General features: G+C 63.9%; 18 protein-coding genes and 1 pseudogene. 10 read left to right on the plus strand and 9 right to left on the minus strand.

Features of this window, described 5'->3' with window-relative positions; translation table 11 throughout:
• Positions 1–23: 23 nt before the first annotated feature.
• Positions 24–266 (plus strand): annotated as a pseudogene (locus L0U81_RS18315) (c-type cytochrome); the annotation flags it as partial.
• Positions 267–350: 84 nt separating this feature from the next.
• Positions 351–1,559 carry an ABC transporter substrate-binding protein gene (locus L0U81_RS18320; RefSeq protein ID WP_233804949.1) on the plus strand — a complete coding sequence of 403 codons (1,209 nt, stop codon included), beginning with the start codon at positions 351–353 and terminating at the stop codon, positions 1,557–1,559.
• A 66-nt stretch (positions 1,560–1,625) separates the two neighbouring features.
• Here the strand turns inward: L0U81_RS18320 and L0U81_RS18325 are convergent, their stop codons facing one another.
• Positions 1,626–1,877, minus strand: a complete 252-nt coding sequence (locus tag L0U81_RS18325; RefSeq protein ID WP_233804950.1) for a hypothetical protein — start codon at positions 1,875–1,877, stop codon at positions 1,626–1,628.
• A 185-nt stretch (positions 1,878–2,062) separates the two neighbouring features.
• Here L0U81_RS18325 and L0U81_RS18330 point away from each other — a divergent pair, with 185 nt between their 5' ends.
• Positions 2,063–2,587 carry a DUF6496 domain-containing protein gene (locus L0U81_RS18330; RefSeq protein ID WP_233804951.1) on the plus strand — a complete coding sequence of 175 codons (525 nt, stop codon included), beginning with the start codon at positions 2,063–2,065 and terminating at the stop codon, positions 2,585–2,587.
• A 142-nt stretch (positions 2,588–2,729) separates the two neighbouring features.
• Here L0U81_RS18330 and L0U81_RS18335 read toward each other — a convergent pair whose 3' ends face one another.
• A complete protein-coding gene (locus L0U81_RS18335; protein ID WP_233804952.1) occupies positions 2,730–4,058 on the minus strand; it encodes an aspartate aminotransferase family protein in 1,329 nt (442 codons plus the stop codon).
• Between the two features lie 187 nt (positions 4,059–4,245).
• On the opposite strand from L0U81_RS18335, the gene L0U81_RS18340 reads away from it, so the two are divergent.
• Positions 4,246–5,661 (plus strand): aminotransferase-like domain-containing protein, encoded by a 1,416-nt coding sequence (locus L0U81_RS18340; RefSeq protein WP_233804953.1) that lies wholly within the window; start codon positions 4,246–4,248, stop codon positions 5,659–5,661.
• Between the two features lie 18 nt (positions 5,662–5,679).
• Here the strand turns inward: L0U81_RS18340 and L0U81_RS18345 are convergent, their stop codons facing one another.
• The gene (locus L0U81_RS18345) at positions 5,680–6,303 is read right to left on the minus strand and encodes a LysE family translocator (RefSeq protein WP_233804954.1); all 624 of its coding nucleotides are present in this window, start codon (positions 6,301–6,303) and stop codon (positions 5,680–5,682) included.
• Between the two features lie 262 nt (positions 6,304–6,565).
• Between L0U81_RS18345 and L0U81_RS18350 the strand changes: the two genes are divergently transcribed.
• Positions 6,566–7,468 (plus strand): glutamate/aspartate ABC transporter substrate-binding protein, encoded by a 903-nt coding sequence (locus L0U81_RS18350; RefSeq protein WP_233804955.1) that lies wholly within the window; start codon positions 6,566–6,568, stop codon positions 7,466–7,468.
• A gap of 217 nt (positions 7,469–7,685) precedes the next feature.
• Positions 7,686–7,997, plus strand: coding sequence for a hypothetical protein (locus L0U81_RS18355; protein WP_233804956.1), 312 nt, complete (start codon positions 7,686–7,688; stop codon positions 7,995–7,997).
• 208 nt (positions 7,998–8,205) lie between these two features.
• On the opposite strand, the gene L0U81_RS18360 is transcribed toward L0U81_RS18355, so the two are convergent.
• The 4 genes from L0U81_RS18360 to L0U81_RS18375 form a co-directional block, all read right to left on the minus strand.
• A complete protein-coding gene (locus L0U81_RS18360) occupies positions 8,206–8,721 on the minus strand; it encodes a mucin-associated surface protein (RefSeq protein ID WP_233804957.1) in 516 nt (171 codons plus the stop codon).
• 325 nt (positions 8,722–9,046) lie between these two features.
• Entirely contained in the window at positions 9,047–10,846 is a 1,800-nt protein-coding gene (locus tag L0U81_RS18365; protein ID WP_233804958.1) for a chloride channel protein, read from the minus strand.
• Between the two features lie 2 nt (positions 10,847–10,848).
• Positions 10,849–11,265: a MarR family winged helix-turn-helix transcriptional regulator gene (locus L0U81_RS18370; protein ID WP_233804959.1), complete on the minus strand. Its 417-nt coding sequence runs from the start codon at positions 11,263–11,265 to the stop codon at positions 10,849–10,851.
• Between the two features lie 116 nt (positions 11,266–11,381).
• On the minus strand, positions 11,382–12,548 hold the full coding sequence (locus L0U81_RS18375; protein ID WP_233804960.1) for an HPP family protein: 1,167 nt from the start codon (positions 12,546–12,548) through the stop codon (positions 11,382–11,384).
• 291 nt (positions 12,549–12,839) lie between these two features.
• Between L0U81_RS18375 and L0U81_RS18380 the strand changes: the two genes are divergently transcribed.
• The 3 genes from L0U81_RS18380 (at position 12,840) to L0U81_RS18390 (ending at position 14,040) form a co-directional block, all read left to right on the plus strand.
• On the plus strand, positions 12,840–13,157 hold the full coding sequence (locus L0U81_RS18380; protein WP_233804961.1) for a DUF1840 domain-containing protein: 318 nt from the start codon (positions 12,840–12,842) through the stop codon (positions 13,155–13,157).
• A gap of 205 nt (positions 13,158–13,362) precedes the next feature.
• Positions 13,363–13,860: a universal stress protein gene (locus L0U81_RS18385; RefSeq protein ID WP_233804962.1), complete on the plus strand. Its 498-nt coding sequence runs from the start codon at positions 13,363–13,365 to the stop codon at positions 13,858–13,860.
• 42 nt (positions 13,861–13,902) lie between these two features.
• Entirely contained in the window at positions 13,903–14,040 is a 138-nt protein-coding gene (locus L0U81_RS18390; protein ID WP_233804963.1) for a hypothetical protein, read from the plus strand.
• A 74-nt stretch (positions 14,041–14,114) separates the two neighbouring features.
• Here L0U81_RS18390 and L0U81_RS18395 read toward each other — a convergent pair whose 3' ends face one another.
• Together L0U81_RS18395 and L0U81_RS18400 are read right to left on the minus strand one after the other, a co-directional pair.
• Complete coding sequence (locus L0U81_RS18395) at positions 14,115–14,906, minus strand: DUF4410 domain-containing protein (RefSeq protein ID WP_233804964.1); 792 nt, start codon at positions 14,904–14,906, stop codon at positions 14,115–14,117.
• A 663-nt stretch (positions 14,907–15,569) separates the two neighbouring features.
• The gene (locus L0U81_RS18400; protein ID WP_233804965.1) at positions 15,570–16,022 is read right to left on the minus strand and encodes a hypothetical protein; all 453 of its coding nucleotides are present in this window, start codon (positions 16,020–16,022) and stop codon (positions 15,570–15,572) included.
• Between the two features lie 352 nt (positions 16,023–16,374).
• Here L0U81_RS18400 and phaP point away from each other — a divergent pair, with 352 nt between their 5' ends.
• On the plus strand, positions 16,375–16,797 hold the full coding sequence (gene phaP, locus L0U81_RS18405) for a phasin family protein (RefSeq protein ID WP_233804966.1): 423 nt from the start codon (positions 16,375–16,377) through the stop codon (positions 16,795–16,797).
• Positions 16,798–17,467: the final 670 nt, after the last annotated feature.

Raw genomic sequence — 17,467 nt, forward strand, 5'->3', positions numbered from 1 at the left:
TCTCGGCGAAAGGAGAGGCAGGTGGCAGCGGGCCGCAACTGTTCGGCGCGACGCCGGACAACCTGATTCGCGTGATTCTCGACGGCATCGGCTCGCCTGGCCGGCCCGAACTCGGTACGATGCCGGCTTACCGCGACAGCTTCAACGACGCCCAGGTCGCCGAACTCGTGTCGTACCTGCACACGCAGTTCGCGGGCGGCAAGCCGGTGTGGCAGGACGTGGCCGCGAGCGTGGCCAGAATTCGTGCGCAACCGCGCGAGCAATGAGCCGCCGATCGCCCATCTGTCCGCACGCTTGCACGTCCACACGTCTGACAAAAACCACCATTCCTTCTGATAATGGAGAAACGCATGACCACACGCGCAGGATGGATCTCTCGCCTTATGGTGACGATCGCGTGCTCGTTCGCCGCGCTCGGCGCGAGCGCCCAGCAGACCATCAAGATCGGCGAGATCAATAGCTACAAGGCACAACCTGCCTTTCTCGGGCCTTACAAGCAAGGCTGGAATCTCGCGCTCGAGCAGGTGAACGCGGCGGGCGGCGTGCTCGGCAAGCAGCTCGAAGTGGTTTCGCGCGACGACAACGCCAACCCCGGCGACACGATTCGCGTCGCCCAGGAACTGATCGCGCGCGAGCAGGTGCAACTGCTGTTCGGCGGCTACCTGTCGAACACCGGCCTCGCGCTCGCCGACTTCGCGAAGCAGAAGAAGATCTTCTTCCTTGCGGCCGAACCGCTGACCGACAAGATCGTCTGGGCCGATGGCAACAAATACACGTACCGTCTGCGTCCTTCGACCTACATGCAGGTTGCGATGCTGGTGCCCGAGGCCGCGAAGCTGAAGAAAAAGCGCTGGGCGATCGTGTATCCGAACTACGAGTACGGGCAATCGGCGGTGGCGACCTTCAAGAAGCTGCTGACGGCTGCGCAGCCCGACGTGCAGTTCGTCGTCGAACAGGCGACCCCGCTCGGCAACGTCGACGCGGGCGCGGTGAGCCAGGCGATCGCCGATGCGAAGCCCGATGCAATCTTCAACGTGCTGTTCGGCGCCGACCTCGGCAAGTTCGTGCGCGAGGGCAATACGCGCGGGCTCTTCAAGGATCGCGCGGTGGTGTCGCTCCTGACCGGCGAACCCGACTATCTCGATCCGCTCGGCGCCGAAGCGCCGACCGGCTGGATCGTGACCGGCTATCCGTGGTATTCGATCGATACAGCCGCGAACCGGCAATTCGTCGACGCGTATCAGGCGAAGTATCACGACTATCCGCGGCTGGGCTCGGTAGTCGGCTATTCGGCGCTGATGTCGATCGCGGACGGGATCAGGAAGGCGGGTTCGACCGACCCGGACAAGCTCGCCGCCGCGTTCAAGGGGCTGAATGTTCAGACGCCGTTCGGGCCGATCATGTACCGAGCGCAGGACAACCAGTCGACGATGGGCGCGTATGTCGGGGTCACCGGCCTGAAGGATGGCAAGGGCGTGATGACGTCGTACCGGTACGTGGATGGCGCGAGCGTGCAGCCGTCGGATGCCGAGGTGAAGAAGCTGCGGCCGGCGGATTGAGGACGTGGCGCGCGGCGGTCCGTGGTGACTGCCGCGCGATGGGTTTTGCTGCTGGCGGGGCGGAAACTACTCTTCCGCGTCGTGCTCGGCGACGAAGCGCCTCAGATAGGCGAGCACGGCCGCCTCCATCGCGCGATGATCGGCGGTGTTTTTCGAGCCGGAGTTTTCTTCATCGCCGAACAGAGTGGAGGGCGCGTTGTGTACGTCCACTTCCTGCCCCTCGCGAAACAGGCGGATTTCGTGGGCCTCTTCGGCGTACTCCGCGACCCAGTGCACGCCTTCGATATGCGCGCCGGCGCGAACGGTGGTTATCTTCATGGCTGTCTCCCTTGCACAGCAAGCAATGCTGTCGGAGCAGACCCTGCGCCGCCCCTTGTCCACAACCATACGCCGTCCCGCCGATGCACGCGAGTCCCTCCGCGCCGCGCCGAACTTCGGCCGGGGTGGGCGCTCCGGCACGCTCATTGCTGAACGATAAAGTCCCCCACAACCGGAGAATCGTCATGCCAGAGCAGAAAACCTTGAAGCGTGCCGCGGCCGATAAACGAGCCGGCAAATCAGCGAGTACTCAAGCGGGAGAGTTCATCAAGGAACAGGTGGACAAGGTGCGCGCCGGCAAGCATGGCGTGCGTTCGCCGAAGCAGGCGATCGCGATCGGACTGTCCGAGGCGCGCCGCGCGGGCGTCGACGTCAAGCCGCCGAAGAAAGGCGCGACGAGCGAGGCGACCCGCAAGAAAGCGCAGAACGACAGCGCGGCGGGCAAGCAGGACCGCGTCGCGAAGAAGAGCGCGAGCACGGAGTCGAGTGCGAAACGCTCGCGCGTGAGCACCAGCGTCCTCAAGCGCGAGAGCAAGGCCGGGGCGTCGCCGGCGGCGATGTCGAAGCAGGCCAGGTCGGCGGCGGCCAAACGGCCTGCGGCGAGCCGCTCGGCGGCCGCGAAAAGAGCCGCTGCGACGAAGGGCGCGGCTGGTCGCTCCGCCGCCGCGAAGAAGGCCGCACAAACACGCGCGTCGCGCGCGCATCACTGACGTTGGGGCGCGCGGATTGCCTTCGTGAGAGGCCGGTATTGCTGAGCCGTTCGCGAAGACGCCCGCAAAGGAAAAGAGCGGCGCACGCCTACGCGTGCCGCCGCTCTTTGGTTGTCGCCGGATCGCGCGCTTTCGCGCGTTTTTACTGCACCGTCGCCAGCACCTCGCCAACCGTGCGGAAGATCCGCGCGATCTGCTCTTCGTCGATGATCAGCGGCGGCGAGAACGCAAGGATGTCGCCGGTGAAGCGGATCAGCACGCCCGCCTCGAAGCATTTGACGAACGCCTCGTAAGCGCGTGCGCCCGGCGCGCCGTCGCGCGATTCGAGCTCGATGCCGGCGACGAGGCCGAGGTTGCGCACGTCCTTTACGTGCTTCGCGCCGCGCAGCGCATGCGCGGCGGTTTCGAACGTCGGCGCGAGGCTGGCCGCGCGCTCGAACAGCTTGTCGCGACGATACAGGTCGAGCGTGGCGATCGCGGCCGCGGCCGCGGCCGGATGTGCCGAGTACGTGTAGCCATGGAACAGTTCGATCGCGCCAGGTGCGCCGCTACCTACGACCGTGTCGTGAATCGCGCGGCTCGCCGCGACCGCACCCATCGGAATCGACGCGTTGTTGATCGCCTTCGCCAGCGTAATCAGGTCCGGCGTGACGCCAAAGTACTCGCTCGCGGTTGCCTTGCCGACGCGGCCGAAACCCGTGATCACCTCGTCGAAGATCAGCAGGATGCCGTGCTTCGTGCAGATCTCGCGCAGCTTCTGCAGATAGCCTTGCGGCGGAATCAGCACGCCGGTCGAGCCGGCCACCGGTTCGACGATCACTGCGGCGATCGTCGAGGCATCGTGCAGCGTGACGATGCGCTCCAGTTCCTCGGCCAGATGCGCGCCCCACGCGGGCTGGCCCTTCGAGAACGCGTTGTGTTCGAGATTGTGCGTGTGCGGCAGATGATCGACCGCCGGCAACAGCGCGCCCGAAAACGTCTTGCGATTCGGCGCGATGCCGCCGACCGAAATGCCGCCGAAACCGACCCCGTGATAGCCGCGCTCGCGACCGATCAGACGCGTGCGCTGACCTTCGCCGCGCGCGCGGTGGTAGGCGAGCGCGATTTTCAGCGCGGTGTCGACCGATTCGGAGCCCGAGTTCGTGAAGAAAATGCGATCGAGACCGGCCGGCATCAGCTCCGCGACCTTCGTCGCCGCTTCGAACGCCAGGGGGTGACCCATCTGGAAGGTCGGCGCGAAATCGAGCGTCGACAGCTGCTGCGTGATCGCGGCGACGATCTCGTCGCGGCTATGGCCGGCATTCACGCACCACAGGCCGGCGCAGCCGTCGAGAATCTCGCGCCCGTCGGTGCTGCGGTAGTACATGCCCTTCGCCGACTCCAGCAGGCGCGGCGCGGCCTTGAACTGGCGGTTGGCGGTGAAGGGCATCCAGAATGACGACAGATCGTCGATGACGGGGCGCGAAGTCATGGCATCTCCTCGAAGTTGGGGGGCTGAGGGCTTTTGGCGTAGCCAAAACTGTAGCGCCCGAGGTTTAATGGCGGCATAAACAGTTGACCAGGTGTGGTGCCAACTGTGCTGGCGGATTCGCGCGAACTGTGCCGGTAGGTGGGCGGTTCGCGGTTCATTTTTTTGCCCCTGGTTTTTTGCCCGAATCATGATCGAACTGGACCTTCAACGCGACCGGCGTGCGGCGCCAACCCTCGTCGAACAGGTCGTGCAAGGCTTCGCGCGCGCGATCGACGCGCAGTCGCTGCGCGCCGGCGCGCTGCTGCCATCGGTGCGCCAGCTCGCGCAAAGCCACGCGCTGAGCACCTTCACGGTGACAGAGGCGTATAACCGGCTCGTGTCGATGGGGCTCGTGGTCGCGCGGCGCGGCTCCGGCTATCGCGTGGCGGCGCGCCTCGCGGCCACGCGCGCGGCCGTCGCCGACTGGCAGCCGCCGAGCCTGACCGCGACGTGGCTGCTGTCCGACGTGTTCGCCGATCATTCGGTGCCGATCAAGGCCGGCTGCGGCTGGTTGCCGAGCGAATGGATCAACGAGAGCGGCCTGCAGCACGCGTTGCGCGCGCTGAGCCGGGTGCCGGCCGCGCGCATTGGCGACTACGGCCATCCGTACGGTTTCGCGCCGCTGCGCGAGCGCATCGCCGAACAGCTCGACCGGCGCGGCCTGCCCGTCGACGTCGCGAACGTGCTGCTCACGCAAGGCGCGACGCAGGGGCTCGATCTGATCGTGCGTACGCTGCTGCGCGCGGGCGATGCGGTGATCGTCGAGGATCCCGGTTATTGCAACCTGCTGCAGATCCTGAAGCTCGCGGGGCTGGTCGTGCATGGCGTGCCGCGCACACCTGCCGGCGTCGATACGGATGTGCTCGCCACGCTGGTCGAGCGGCACAAGCCGAAGGCGATTTTCGTCAACACGACGCTGCAGAATCCGACCGGCGCGACGTACGGCATGTCGGCCGCGTTCCGCTTGCTGCAGATCGCAGAGCGCGAGCGCATCTGGGTGATCGAGGACGACGTGAGCCGCGAACTCGCGCCGGCCGGTGCGCCGCTCTTCGCGGCGATGGAAGGCCTGCAGCGCGTGCTGTACGTCGGCGGTTTTTCGAAGACGGTGACGCCGGCGCTGCGCTGCGGCTATGTGGTCGCCGAACAGGCGGTGCTGCGCGAGCTGGCGCGCACGAAGATGGCGGTGGGGCTGACGTCGTCGGAAACGATCGAGCGGATCGTCGACAAAGTGCTGGTGGAAGGGCGCTACGCGCACCACGTCGAGACGGTCAACGAACGGCTGAAGCTCGCGCACACGGCGCTCGAAGAACGGCTCGACGCGCTGGGGCTCGAAGTGTTTCACCGGCCGCGCGCGGGGCTTTTCATGCTGGCGCGCCTGCCGATCGAAGCCGAGCGCGCCGCCGAGGTCGCGACCGCCGCGCTCGGGCACGGTATCTGGCTCGCGCCGGGCTCCTACTTCCGTCCTGACGACGCGCCGAGCGGCTGGTTCCGCTTCAACGCGCCGTATTCGACCGACGACGCGTTATGGCGCTTCATCGAGCGGGTCGGGCAGGGCATGTGGTAGACGCCGCTTTGCCTGCGCTCAGCCGCCAAGCCCAACCAGCTTGAGCGCGATCGGATACAGCGACGCCACGAGCAGGAGCGCCATCGCGATGTTGAAGACGCGCAGCCGCTTCGGACTCGACAGCACCTCGCGCATCGCCGTGCCGAAACCCGCCCACACGCAGATGCACGGAAAGCCGACTACATAGAACACCGCCGCCATCGCGACCGCGTTGATGCCGAAGCTGTTGCTGACATGAATCGTCGTCGCGGCGGTCAGCACCATCATCCACGCCTTCGGATTCACCCACTGAAACGCGATCGCTTCATGAAAGCGCATCGGCCGGCGCTCGCCCTTCCTGAGCTTCAGCTCGCCCGATGTGCCGATTTTCCACGCGAGATACAGCAGATAAGCGACGCTGACGACTTCGAGCACCGTGTACAGGACAGGAAAGTGCACGAACGCCTCGCCGAGACCGATACCGACCGACAGCATCAACAGCACCACCCCGACGCTGATGCCGGACAGATGCGGCAGCGTGCGGCGAAAGCCGAAATTGACGCCCGACGCGAGCAGCATCGTGTTGTTCGGACCGGGCGTGATCGAGGTGACGAGCGCGAACAGGATGCCGGCTGGCAGCGCGCTGAGAGTGACGAAAGACATGGGGGCTCCGGTGTCGCCAACAGAAAACGGTGAAGCTCATTCTAGCGATACGGCCCGGTACAGTACCTGTACGGTTTTGAGAATGGTGCCCGGTACGGATTGCCGGTGACTGAGTGGACGGAAAGCATTTGCCGGCGTTGCGTTTCAACACTCGGTAGTTAACATATGTTGCAATTATTTTTTTAATGGCAACATATGTAGACGGCTGGCGAAGACGATGCCCGCCATCAATCAAGAACTTACCGCACGATCGGAGAAACCCATGAAAGTGATGAATTGGTCCGCTGCTGCCGCGCTCGTGGCGGCAACCTCGGTGAGTCCGGGCGCGTTCGCGCAGGACGCGACGTCCACGCTCGCGAAAATCCAGCAAAGCGGCGTCATCGCGATTGGCCATCGCGAGACTTCGGTACCGTTCTCGTACGTCGACGCGAACAACCAGGTGATCGGCTTTTCGCAGGACCTGTGCAACAAGGTCATCGATGCGGTGAAGGCGAAAGCGAAGCGTCCGGACCTCAAGGTGCGCTTCATCCCTGTCACCTCGCAGAATCGCATTCCGCTCGTGCAGAACGGCACGGTCGATCTCGAATGCGGCGTGACGACCAATCTCGCCGCGCGGCAAAGCCAGGTGACGTTTGGCGACACGTTCTTCGTCGCGACGACGCGTCTTCTGACGCGCAAGGATTCGGGCATCAAGGACTTCCCGGATCTCGCGGGCAAGACGGTGGTGACGAATCAGGGCACGACGTCCGAGCGCATCCTGCGCAAGATGAATGAAGACAAAAAGATGAACATGCAGATCATCAGCGCGAAGGATTACGGCGAAGGGCGCCTCACGCTCGAGAGCGGACGTGCCGTCGCGTACATGATGGATGACGTGTTGCTTGCCGGCACGCGCACGCTGACCGCGAAACCGTCGGACTGGATCATCACGGGCACGCCGCAATCGTCGGAAGCGTATGGCTTCATGATGCGCCGCGATGATCCCGAGTTCAGAAAACTCGTCGACGACACGCTCGAACAGACGATGAAAGGACCGGAAATCCACACGATGTACGACAGATGGTTCATCAAGCCCGTGCCGCCGAAGAACATCAGCTTCGACTTTCCGATGAGCGATTCGCTGAAGCAGCTTTACGCGCAGCCGAACGACAAGGCGCTTGAATAGCAGCGTTTATCGCGCCCGGTGCAAGCGTTTCGCGTTGGTGTGGCAATCCTTTGTTCTTTCCTCTATACCAGGAAGAGGCGATGCGTTCTGGTTGAACGCGTCGCCGAATTGGCGGGAACGGAGGTGCAAAGTGATGAGGCCGATCGAACCTTCGCGGGACAAAAGGGTTTTTCTCAGTGGAGTTCTCAGCGGCGCGCTCGTGTTAGCAGGCGTTTTCATGGTGTCTGCGAACAGTGGCGCGGAGATGCGCGCGATTACGATCGTCTCGGGCACCTATGGCGAGAATTGCGGCGCGCCGCGCGGCAATCTGACTCGCGAGCTTGCGCGTCATTGCAACGGACGCGAGACTTGCGATTACGCGATGCCTGGCCTGCTCAAAGGCGGCACGACAATGGCGTGCGCAAGCAACTTCCACGTCGAATGGCATTGCGACCACGCGGACTTTCACACTGCTGCGCTGAGTCCCGGCGCGAAATCGGGCGATACGCTCGTGCTCGGTTGCGTCGAGCCGCGCGGGGCGGGCAAATAACTGGCTGTGCAAATAGAAAGGCCGAGTCCCTCACGGGCCTCGGCCTTTTATTATTTCTCGTGGCTCATTTTTGGTTCTACATGAATTCGCGGAAAGGCGAATCCAGAAAGGTTTCCCAATTGTAGCTCCGGCACCGGATGCGCCACTCCCGGCGCCGGCTGCGAGACTGCGGGCGGATGACTATAACGGTTGCCCAGGGCGCCGACCGTCAATCTTCCTTGACTTCGCCGTCTTCGTCGACGGCCGGATCTACTGGATCGGCCGTTGGGTTCTCATCCGCGGGTTCGCCGGCCTCCGCCTCCGCACTTTCAGCTTCCGCCGCATCCGCAGCGTCGTCTGACTCAGCTTCCGCCGAATCCGCAACGTCGGCTGACTCGGCTACCGCCGCATCTGCAGCGTCGCCTGACTCAGCTACCGCCTCTTCCGCAACGTCGCCTGATTCAGCTACCGCCTCATCCGCAACGTCGGCTGATTCAGCTACCGCCTCATCCGCAACGTCGCCTGACTCAGCTACCGCCGCATCTGCAGCGTCGCCTGACTCAGCTACCGCCTCATCCGCAATGTCGCTCGACTCAGCTACCGCCGCATCTGCAGCGTCGTCTGACTCGGCTACCGCCACATCAACAACGTCGCCTGACGCATCGGGCTCCTGGATCGGCTCTTCCGTCGTCGTCGCAACAACCTCATCTGGCACGCCAGCCGTGCCGTCGTCGTTCGTAGTCATCGAAAATCCTCATAAGGTCGAGTTATTGGTAGAAACCCCCAGGGATTCCCAATGAAATGTGCGTCGCCAACGGTCGACTTTTTTATCGCAGGCAGCTTGCCCGGCGTGGGAGAGCACATAGTCTCACACGGGTAGCCCGACAATGAATCACAGCATCGACGCATTTGATTAGGATCTGTTGGCAAGCGAACAAATCGCGTGACTCGCGCAAAAAGCCCGTGTGTTCCCCCCGAACGTCTGCTTGGTGAAGCGCAGGCGAGATTCCGTATGCCGCCGCTCGAGGGCCGATGGTTGCCGTCCCCGGAAAACCGCGAGGAACCTCTTTTTAGCCGGTTTTGCGAACTGGCGCGAAGCGCCGCTTGCCCAGCGACGGTCCGATGCGACGAAAGCGCTCCCGCTTGTGTTCTTCCTCGAAGTGAGCCAGTGACGGCTTGACCAGATCGCTACGCGACACGATACCGACCAGACGCATGCTGTTTCTATCGGCGACCACCGGCAGGCGTTCGAGACCCAGCACGGCAAGCCGCGTCGCCACGAGCCGGCATGTTTCGGAGGGCAAGGCAAAGGCGGGGTTATGCTGCGCGAACACGTCGGCGAGCGTCATTGCGTGTTTTCGCTCCGGGTCTTCGGCGCAGAAACGTTCGAGCAACATGCGCTCGGCCACGCCGATCACCGCGCCGTCGCGTACCACCGGATAGGCGCGGCGCAGCTGGGTCGCGCCGAACAGCGTCTGCAGTGTTGCGCCGACCGTCGTGGCGGCATCGACCGATTCGACCGAGCCGGTCATCACTTCGTCGACATAGTGACGCTCGAGCGGATCGACGCCGTACTCGCGATAGATGTGATAACCGCGGCGCGCGATTTTCTCGGTCATGATCGAGCGTCGCATCACGACTGCGGAGAACCCGTGCGCGATCAGCGTCGCCGTCAGCAGCGGCAGCAGCGCGTTGGCATCGTGCGTGAGACCGAACGCGAACACGATGGCCGTCAGCGGCGCGCCGAGCGTCGCGCCGAGCGTCGCGGCCATGCAGACGAGCGGCCACAGCGCCGGCTCGCTGCCGGGCAACCAGTGCGCGAGCACCGTGCCGAGCCCGGCGCCGAGCATCAGCAGCGGTGCGAGCACGCCGCCCGACGTGCCCGAGCCGAGCGCGATGACCCACATCACCGCCTTCACGGCCAGCAACGCAAGCGCGACCTGCACCGCAATGTGCTGATGCAGCAGATCGCCGATCACGTCGTAACCGACACCGAGCGCGCGCGGTTCGAGCCAGCCGCCGATGCCGACCACGATGCCACCGAGCGCCGGCCACCACATCCAGTGGATCGGCAGTTTGCCGAACAGGTCTTCCACCTTGTAGAGCGCGGCGGACAGGCCCGACGCCAGCGCGCCCGACAGCACGCCGGCAACCGCGCACGACAGCAGCGACCAGCCATCGGGCACGGCGGTCTGCAGCGGAAACAGCGGACCTGTACCGAAGAAAATCGCTCGGGCGAAACCGGCGACCGCACAGGCCACCGCGACCGGCAGAAAACTGCGCGGCCGCCATTCGAACAGCAGCAGTTCGACCGCGAGCAGCACGGCCGCGACGGGCGTGCCGAACACCGCGGTCATGCCGGCCGCGGCACCGGCCACGAGCAGCGTCTTGCGTTCCGCCGACGTGACCTTCACGCATTGCGCGATCAGCGAGCCGAGTGCGCCGCCGGTCATGATGATCGGGCCTTCCGCGCCGAACGGCCCACCGCTGCCGATCACGATGCCCGACGACAACGGCTTGAGCACCGCCACTTTCGGCGACATCTTGCTCTTGCCGAACAGGATCGCTTCGATCGCCTCGGGAATGCCGTGGCCGCGAATCTTCTCGGAGCCGAAGCGCGCCATCAACCCGACGATCAGGCCGCCGATCACCGGCACACAGATCACCCACAGGCCGAGCGTGTTGGTGGCGGGCGAGCGGTCGACGAACGACAGCGTGCCGAAGAAAAACAGATTGGTGAAGAGGCGAATCAGGTTCAGCAGAGCAAAGGCGGCAAATGTGCTGACGACGCCGATGCACGCGGCGAGCGCGAAAATGCCGGGCAGCCGTGCGTTCGCCGCGAAGTCGCGTTTGTGGGAATCCATGCTCATGGTTAGTCGAGGTCGATCTGTGGAATCTGGAAGGAGCCTTCGAGTGATCTCAATTCGGCGCGGTGCAGTTCCGCGAGCCTCTCGAGTACCCGTTCCCCCGCTTTTTCAAGGTGGACTTCAACCTGGCGGCGATCGGTTTCGCTGACCTGGCGGCGCACCAGATTCAGTGCCTCGCAGCGCGATACCAGTGCGACGACGCCGTGATGCTGCGCCTGCAGACGCTCCGCGAGTTCACCGACGGTTGCCCAGTCGCGCTCCGGATAGCCCTTGATATGCAGCAACAACAGGTATTGCAACGGCGTGATGCCCTCGTTCTGCGCGGCCTGCTCCGAGAAGCGCTCGAAGCGCCGCATCTGGTAGCGAAACTTCGACAACTGCTCGAAATCGCTCTTGACGAGCTTGCGAGTCCGTACTTTCATGGGATATCCGCCGATGTGAAGAAACCGAAAATATATCACGTCGTGATGTATATGGGTGAATTGCGGCTGTCGCAACGGCATCGCGCGGCAGGTCTCCTTGCTCTTTTAATTGAAAGTCAGGCCGCCTTGCGGGCTTGGGTGGCGGTTTGTCGATACAGGCCGGAGATCAGGTCTACCTGCGTGATCATGCCGACCACGCGCCCCGCGTGATCGAGCACCGGGACGTGGTGATGACCGAAGTTCGCGAACATCGGCACGAGTTCGGTGATCGGCGCGTTTGCCGCGACGCTGCAAACGTCGGTGGTCATCACGTTGCCGACATTCGGCGGGCGAAGCGCATCGCCGCGCAGCCAGCCGTCGAAATAGTTCAAGATCGGCGCGAGCACGCCGAAGCTTTTCCTGTCGACGAAATCGGCGCGCGTAACGATGCCGAGCAATTTCTGCCCGGCGTCGACGACCGGCAACGCCTTCACGTTGTTGCGTTTGAACAGCTCCCATGCGATGGCGGCGCGCGTGTCCGGTGAGACCGACACGACATGGCGCGACATCACGTCTTCGCAGCGCAATTCGTCGAAACTGCGCGAGAAAGCCTGAAGCTGCGTTTCGCGCAGCAGCGAATAGAGGTCGTCCGCGTCGATGTCGAGCATTTCATCGCGGCGTGCGAGCACGGCCGTCACGTCGTCGCGCGTGAAGCCGACGCGTGCGGCTTCGTCGGCGGCCTGGCTCGGTGTCGGGCGGTCCTGGCGGCCCGCATGCGGATAGCGGTGGCCGGTCGCCGCGTGATAGACGAGCGCCGCGAACAGCAGCGCGGCCGACTGGATCGCGATAGGTTCGAGCACGAAGCGATAGCCGAGCGCGTGAATGACCGGGCCGCCCAGCACCGCGGTCAACGCGACCGCGCCCGACGGCGGGTGCACGCAGCGCAGCGCGAACATACCGCAGATCGACAGCGACACCCCGAGAGCGGCCGCGAGCGTCGGATCGCTGATCAGCATCGCGCAGGTCACGCCGATCGTCGCCGATACGAGGTTGCCGCCGATGATCGACCACGGCTGCGCGAGCGGGCTCGCGGGTACCGCGAACAGCAGCACGGCGGACGCGCCCATCGGCGCGACCAGCAGCGGAATGTTCGCGGCGGGACCGAGCAGCAGAACCATCAGACCGCCTGTGAACACGATGCCGAGCAACGCGCCGAGGCATGAACGCGCACGCTCGTGCCATTTCACGGTGACCGGGGCGGGGAGAAAGCTGGCAAGCCAGCCGGAAACAGATGTGCGGGACAAGATAGGAGCAGAAAGTAGTCGATGATGCCGGGCCGGACATTACCGGGGAAACCCTGGCAACGCGAATACACTCTGGTCATGATTATATTTCAATATGATATAAAAAGTTCTCGACCCGGCTCGCGGCGCGGGAAATCTGTCGCCTATCGTAGACAGTCGGGAGTGCGGCCGAGGTCGTCCAGCATGGACCGCGATCGACTTCCGCGCGTTCTTTTCCATCATGGCGTGATATAAAATAATGACAGGGGGATTCGTTGGCCCGTTGTCTGATATTTCTATCAAGGAGCCATCATGATGATCACATTTCAATCGACGGCGTCGCCGGATGTCGTCATGCTCAGGGACCTCGCCCAATATCTGCTCGGCCTGATCGGCAAGCGGCTCAGCGAGCGCGGCGTCATTAGCCATGACGAGTTGCCGCATGCGATCGATCGGCTCGAAGCCGCCATCACCGAAGACGCTGCCGCGGAAACGACGCTCGAAGCATTGCACTGCTCGGCCAGCAATCAGCGCGATTCGCCGAACCGGCTATCGCAGCGAGCGTGGCCGTTTCTGCACATGATGCGCGCGGCGCGAGCCTCGGACGCGGACATTATCTGGGGACTGTAGTTCGTTGAAAGAGTCGCGGTGAAACGACGTGCGTCGCGGCCACGTTTCGCAATCCTGCTTATTCAGGTTTGCGTGGGTCCGCTTATAGTGCGTTTTTCCACGGCGTTTTTGCAGGTACTAGCATGCGTGGCGCGGTGCGGTATATATCGCGAATCGACATATACTTTGATAACGATGTGCCGCGCACCCGCGCAGGGAGGTTCTCATGTCGAGCTTCAAGCGCATTCTTCTCTGTTACGACGGAACACGCGAAGGACAACACGCGTTGAAGGACGGTGCCGCTCTCGCGCAAGATCTGCAGGCGGAAGTGCACCTGCTTTCCGTGATCAACCATACGGCCTGGATGCAGGGCGCGGACATCACCTCCGCGGTGCCGGTCGATTTCATCAACGAATCCGCCAAAACGGTGCTCGACGAGGGCTTGCAGAAACTCGCCGCACGCGGAATTCGCGCGACCGGTCATCTCGCGATCGGCGAACCGCTCGATGAGATTCCGTACTTCGCCAACGATCTGAAGGCCGATCTGGTCGTCGTCGGGCATCGTCGCAGTCATGGACTCGCGCGCTGGTGGAGTGGCCGCCACGACGGGCTGCTGCTCGATCGCGTGATGTGCAGCGTGCTGGTGACGATGGGCGCGGCAGCCGATGCACCAGCCGTGGTCACGGGCACGGGCGAGACCGCGCGGTCCGCCGAACCTTCATGAGCGTCGTGTTCGTGTTGTGTTGCGTTTGCACGGAGGCACACCATGAAAGACGTCGAGGAGCAGTTCAGGCATCCCCAGCCCGTCAAGCACAGCGATAACGAAAAAAGCAAGCTACCGCCGCGCGACGACGATCAGCAGCGGCTCAAGAAAAAACCCGAAGGTGAGCCGCCTGTCGAGTAACACGAAGCGGCGTGGAGACTGTTCCACGCCGCTGCGCTATCTGACCGGGCTCGCAGCCGGCCCCGCTCAACCGCTTAGCTCTTCTGCGTGGCCTGCATCCAGCCGGCTTCGACACCAAACCGCGCGATCTGCTTCGCGACGGCATCGCCGAGGTGCTTCGCGTCGTCCGACACGCTCGCGCGCTTCGTTTCGGCCACACCATGCAGGCCCGCGCCCGCCGCGGCCGCAGTCGCGACGGTGCCGGCCGCCGCGCCGACCCCGGCGGTTTCGGCCATGCCCGGCATCTTGCCGCTGTCCGCGTTGGCCGTGAAGCTCTGCACGACGCGCGGCGCGCCTCCCGCGGGCTGGTAGACGAGCTGCACCGAGCTGCTCACCTCGCTCTTGCCCGCGCCGAGGCCGATCAGCGTGCGACGGCGGCGATTGCCTGCGTCGATCGTCTCGAAGCTGCCTTGCACGAGCAGCACGTTCTGGTCGGCGGGCACCGGCGCGTCAGTGCGCACCGCGTGCAGACCCTTCGCCTGTAGCTGATGGACGATCTCGTCGGCGACCTGTTCGCGCACCTGGGCGGCATCCGCAACCTGCTTCTGCGCGTCCGACGAACCCGACATCTGCGTTTTCAGCTTCTTCAGCATGCCGCCGTTGTCGAGCTTGACCTGCTGCGGATCGGCATCGAACGTGTACACGTAGATCGTGTCCGGATGCATCGTCGATTGCGTGCCTGCGCCGGCGCTCGCGGACGTGCTCGCTGCGCTCAGATTCGTGACGCTGGCGCCAGCGCAGCCGCTCAGCAGCGCGCCGCCGCAGACGAGTGCGATGCAGGTGAAACGGGCGGCGTTCTTTTTGATGAAGTTCACTGAAGTCAACATGATGATCCTGTCGTCGGCACGCGGTGCCAGTCTGTTCGAGTCCATCGCCGATGATCGGGCAACCGTGGGATCGTCGATCATCGGCGAAGGGATTCGCACGTGAAGCCTTTCGATCTCATGCGTCTGTGTTTCGTCACGCACCGGCAGCGAACGAAGTATGGGTGAGTCGCCCGCCGAACTCCATTCAACAATTATTTCGAGTGATGTCACGGCGAAATGAAGGCGCGAAGTGCGGGCGCGAGCGGCGTCATGCGCTGCGAAACAGCGAGGGAGTGCGACGAAGGAGAGGGCGTGGGCGGGACGACGCGAACGTCGGGCCGCCGATCAGCTCAGAGCGAGCGTGACGATGCAGCACAGGACTAACACGAGCAGGGCGGCGGCAATGGCCATGTCCATCGGATAGCGCATTCTTTCACCCCGGCCTGATGTTGCGAAGCCCTTATCGTAATCTCCTGACGGAAGATGAAAAGCGCGAGTGAAGCGCCAATGTGGGACAGCCCACGCAGTCCCGGAAAGCCGCGCGGGGCGGGGCTGCGTGAGCGCTTCCAGTGGTCGGCGAGCGGAACCGGCTGGCCGGTTCGCCGGGCGCGCCCGCCCGCTTCGGCGTAAAAAAAGCGCCCGGTGGCGCGACGCTTCTCTTCGTTCGCAATTCGCGATGGAAAATTATTGCGGTTGCGCAGGCGGCTGACCCGGGGGCACGACATGCGGCGCCTTGTTCACCGTCGCGAGATCCTCGGCGAGACTCGTGCGCAGTGTCGCGATTGCCTGCTCGGGATTCGCGGGCTTCAGCTGCTCGCGCGCCAGCGAGTCGTATACGTAGTGACGCAGCATCGGGTCCTGAGTCTTGTTCAACACGTCGTGGTAGATCGCGACGATCTCGCCTTGATGGCCACTCAGCGCATACAGACGGCGCAGTTGCTCGAGATCATTGATCACCGCGAAGGTCGGGCTCATGTGGTCCATCATCGGACCATGCCCCGGCGGGCCGTCGCCGCGCGGGCCGCCACCGTGCAGAGCGGAGGGTGGGGGCGGCGGCATGCCGTCGTCGGCGAGCGCGGCCGTCGCGATGATGCCAAGAACCGCGGCCACGGCCGCTCTGAAGAATGCTTTTCTCATGATGTCGCTCCCATCGAAAACAGCACCGGCGCCACGGTGGGCCGGCTCCTTTCAAACGATAGTCGACACCCTGAGCCGGCGGGTTACAGACGCCATTCAGTAACTTACCGAGTCTTGCGCGGCGCGTGGCGCAGTCGTCGAAACGAGGCACGTCATGGCAGCGCTTTCGCGCCAGGGCGAGCCCACTGGCGCAACGCGGCCGGATAGCGCATGATTGGTCCGACGTGCCGTGCGACCCCAAAACCACCTCGCCGTGGCGGCGCGCGCGGCACACGCCGCCGCCGGCATCGGCGTCGCGCCTTACCCGGGCGGCGCAGAGGCGATGAGTCTTCAACCGCAAGGAGGATTTCGCATGGACCGACCTGAAGCAGCCAATCCGTTTGGCGATCTCACCAAAATGCTGGAGCAGTTCAAGCTCCCTGGCTTCGACGTGCCCGCCATCATGGAAGCGCGCCGCAAGGACATGGAAGCGCTGGTTCAGGCGAATCAGACCGCATTCCAGGGGATGCAGTCGCTCGCGCAGAAACAGGCCGACATGCTCCGCGCCACGATGGGCGAGCTACAGTCGCTGACGGCGCAGCTCACGGCGGCCGGCGCCACACCGTCGAGCAAAACCGCGGAGCTTATCCAGCAGAGCCTGCACAAGGCGCTTGCCGACATGCAGCAGCTCGCGCAAGCGGCGTATCAGACGCAGGCGGAGTCGTATGCGGTGATTGCGAAACGCGTCGAGGAGAACGTGCAGGAGCTGAAGTCGCTTCTTCAGCAGAAGAAGTAACGCACGCGAGGCGTTCCAAACGATCGATACCGCGGAGGGCCGACAAGCCATCCGCGGTTTTTTTTGTGGGGGCTTCGCGGATTTCGGGGGAGGCGGCTTGGAGACGGCTGTCATCGGCCATGAACAATGCGATGGACTCCTCTTCCCCCAATTGCGCAGCGCGCATGCTCAGGGTTGTCGTGGCCCGGTCAACGAGAAGAAACTCGGGCCGGTGAAATTAAACTTGAAGAACGGGGCGCCGCCCGCCGCTGGTCAACAAGACGCCGGCGAACGCGACGAACCTCCGCCGTCAGCAGGCTTTCATCCCTGCGGTGGTGGCGTCGGGCGACGGCAATAGGATCGCGGCGACCTACTACGACTTTCGTCACGACACGAACACACCTGCCGGCTTCGAGGGCACCGACTATCTCGCACTGTTCTGCTCTACCGCCACCGCGTGCACAAACCCCGCCAATTGGGGCAATGAGCGGCAACTGACCGACGCCTGGTTCAACATACTCAACGCTCCGGTGTCGCCGCCCAGTCCTCCCTTGTCCGGTCCGGCCAGCGGATACAACTGCTTAACCGCCCACGGTACCGGGTTATCCCCACTTCGCACTGACCATCACAGCGAGAAAGAGCGGCGTTGGCTCCAGACTGCACCTCGCTGTCGATTCTGCATTTCTCGGTT

This window comes from Paraburkholderia sp. HP33-1, assembly GCF_021390595.1.
GTDB lineage: Bacteria > Pseudomonadota > Gammaproteobacteria > Burkholderiales > Burkholderiaceae > Paraburkholderia.

Excerpts from the sequence above, each read along its gene's own strand:
- L0U81_RS18320 (WP_233804949.1), top strand. The coding sequence starts at position 351 with ATGACCACACGCGCAGGATGGATCTCTCGCCTTATGGTGACGATCGCG.
- L0U81_RS18325 (WP_233804950.1), bottom strand. The coding sequence starts at position 1,877 with ATGAAGATAACCACCGTTCGCGCCGGCGCGCATATCGAAGGCGTGCAC.
- L0U81_RS18330 (WP_233804951.1), top strand. The coding sequence starts at position 2,063 with ATGCCAGAGCAGAAAACCTTGAAGCGTGCCGCGGCCGATAAACGAGCC.
- L0U81_RS18335 (WP_233804952.1), bottom strand. The coding sequence starts at position 4,058 with ATGACTTCGCGCCCCGTCATCGACGATCTGTCGTCATTCTGGATGCCC.
- L0U81_RS18340 (WP_233804953.1), top strand. The coding sequence starts at position 4,246 with ATGATCGAACTGGACCTTCAACGCGACCGGCGTGCGGCGCCAACCCTC.
- L0U81_RS18345 (WP_233804954.1), bottom strand. The coding sequence starts at position 6,303 with ATGTCTTTCGTCACTCTCAGCGCGCTGCCAGCCGGCATCCTGTTCGCG.
- L0U81_RS18350 (WP_233804955.1), top strand. The coding sequence starts at position 6,566 with ATGAAAGTGATGAATTGGTCCGCTGCTGCCGCGCTCGTGGCGGCAACC.
- L0U81_RS18355 (WP_233804956.1), top strand. The coding sequence starts at position 7,686 with ATGGTGTCTGCGAACAGTGGCGCGGAGATGCGCGCGATTACGATCGTC.
- L0U81_RS18360 (WP_233804957.1), bottom strand. The coding sequence starts at position 8,721 with ATGACTACGAACGACGACGGCACGGCTGGCGTGCCAGATGAGGTTGTT.
- L0U81_RS18365 (WP_233804958.1), bottom strand. The coding sequence starts at position 10,846 with ATGAGCATGGATTCCCACAAACGCGACTTCGCGGCGAACGCACGGCTG.
- L0U81_RS18370 (WP_233804959.1), bottom strand. The coding sequence starts at position 11,265 with ATGAAAGTACGGACTCGCAAGCTCGTCAAGAGCGATTTCGAGCAGTTG.
- L0U81_RS18380 (WP_233804961.1), top strand. The coding sequence starts at position 12,840 with ATGATGATCACATTTCAATCGACGGCGTCGCCGGATGTCGTCATGCTC.
- L0U81_RS18385 (WP_233804962.1), top strand. The coding sequence starts at position 13,363 with ATGTCGAGCTTCAAGCGCATTCTTCTCTGTTACGACGGAACACGCGAA.
- L0U81_RS18390 (WP_233804963.1), top strand. The coding sequence starts at position 13,903 with ATGAAAGACGTCGAGGAGCAGTTCAGGCATCCCCAGCCCGTCAAGCAC.
- L0U81_RS18395 (WP_233804964.1), bottom strand. The coding sequence starts at position 14,906 with ATGTTGACTTCAGTGAACTTCATCAAAAAGAACGCCGCCCGTTTCACC.
- L0U81_RS18400 (WP_233804965.1), bottom strand. The coding sequence starts at position 16,022 with ATGAGAAAAGCATTCTTCAGAGCGGCCGTGGCCGCGGTTCTTGGCATC.
- phaP (WP_233804966.1), top strand. The coding sequence starts at position 16,375 with ATGGACCGACCTGAAGCAGCCAATCCGTTTGGCGATCTCACCAAAATG.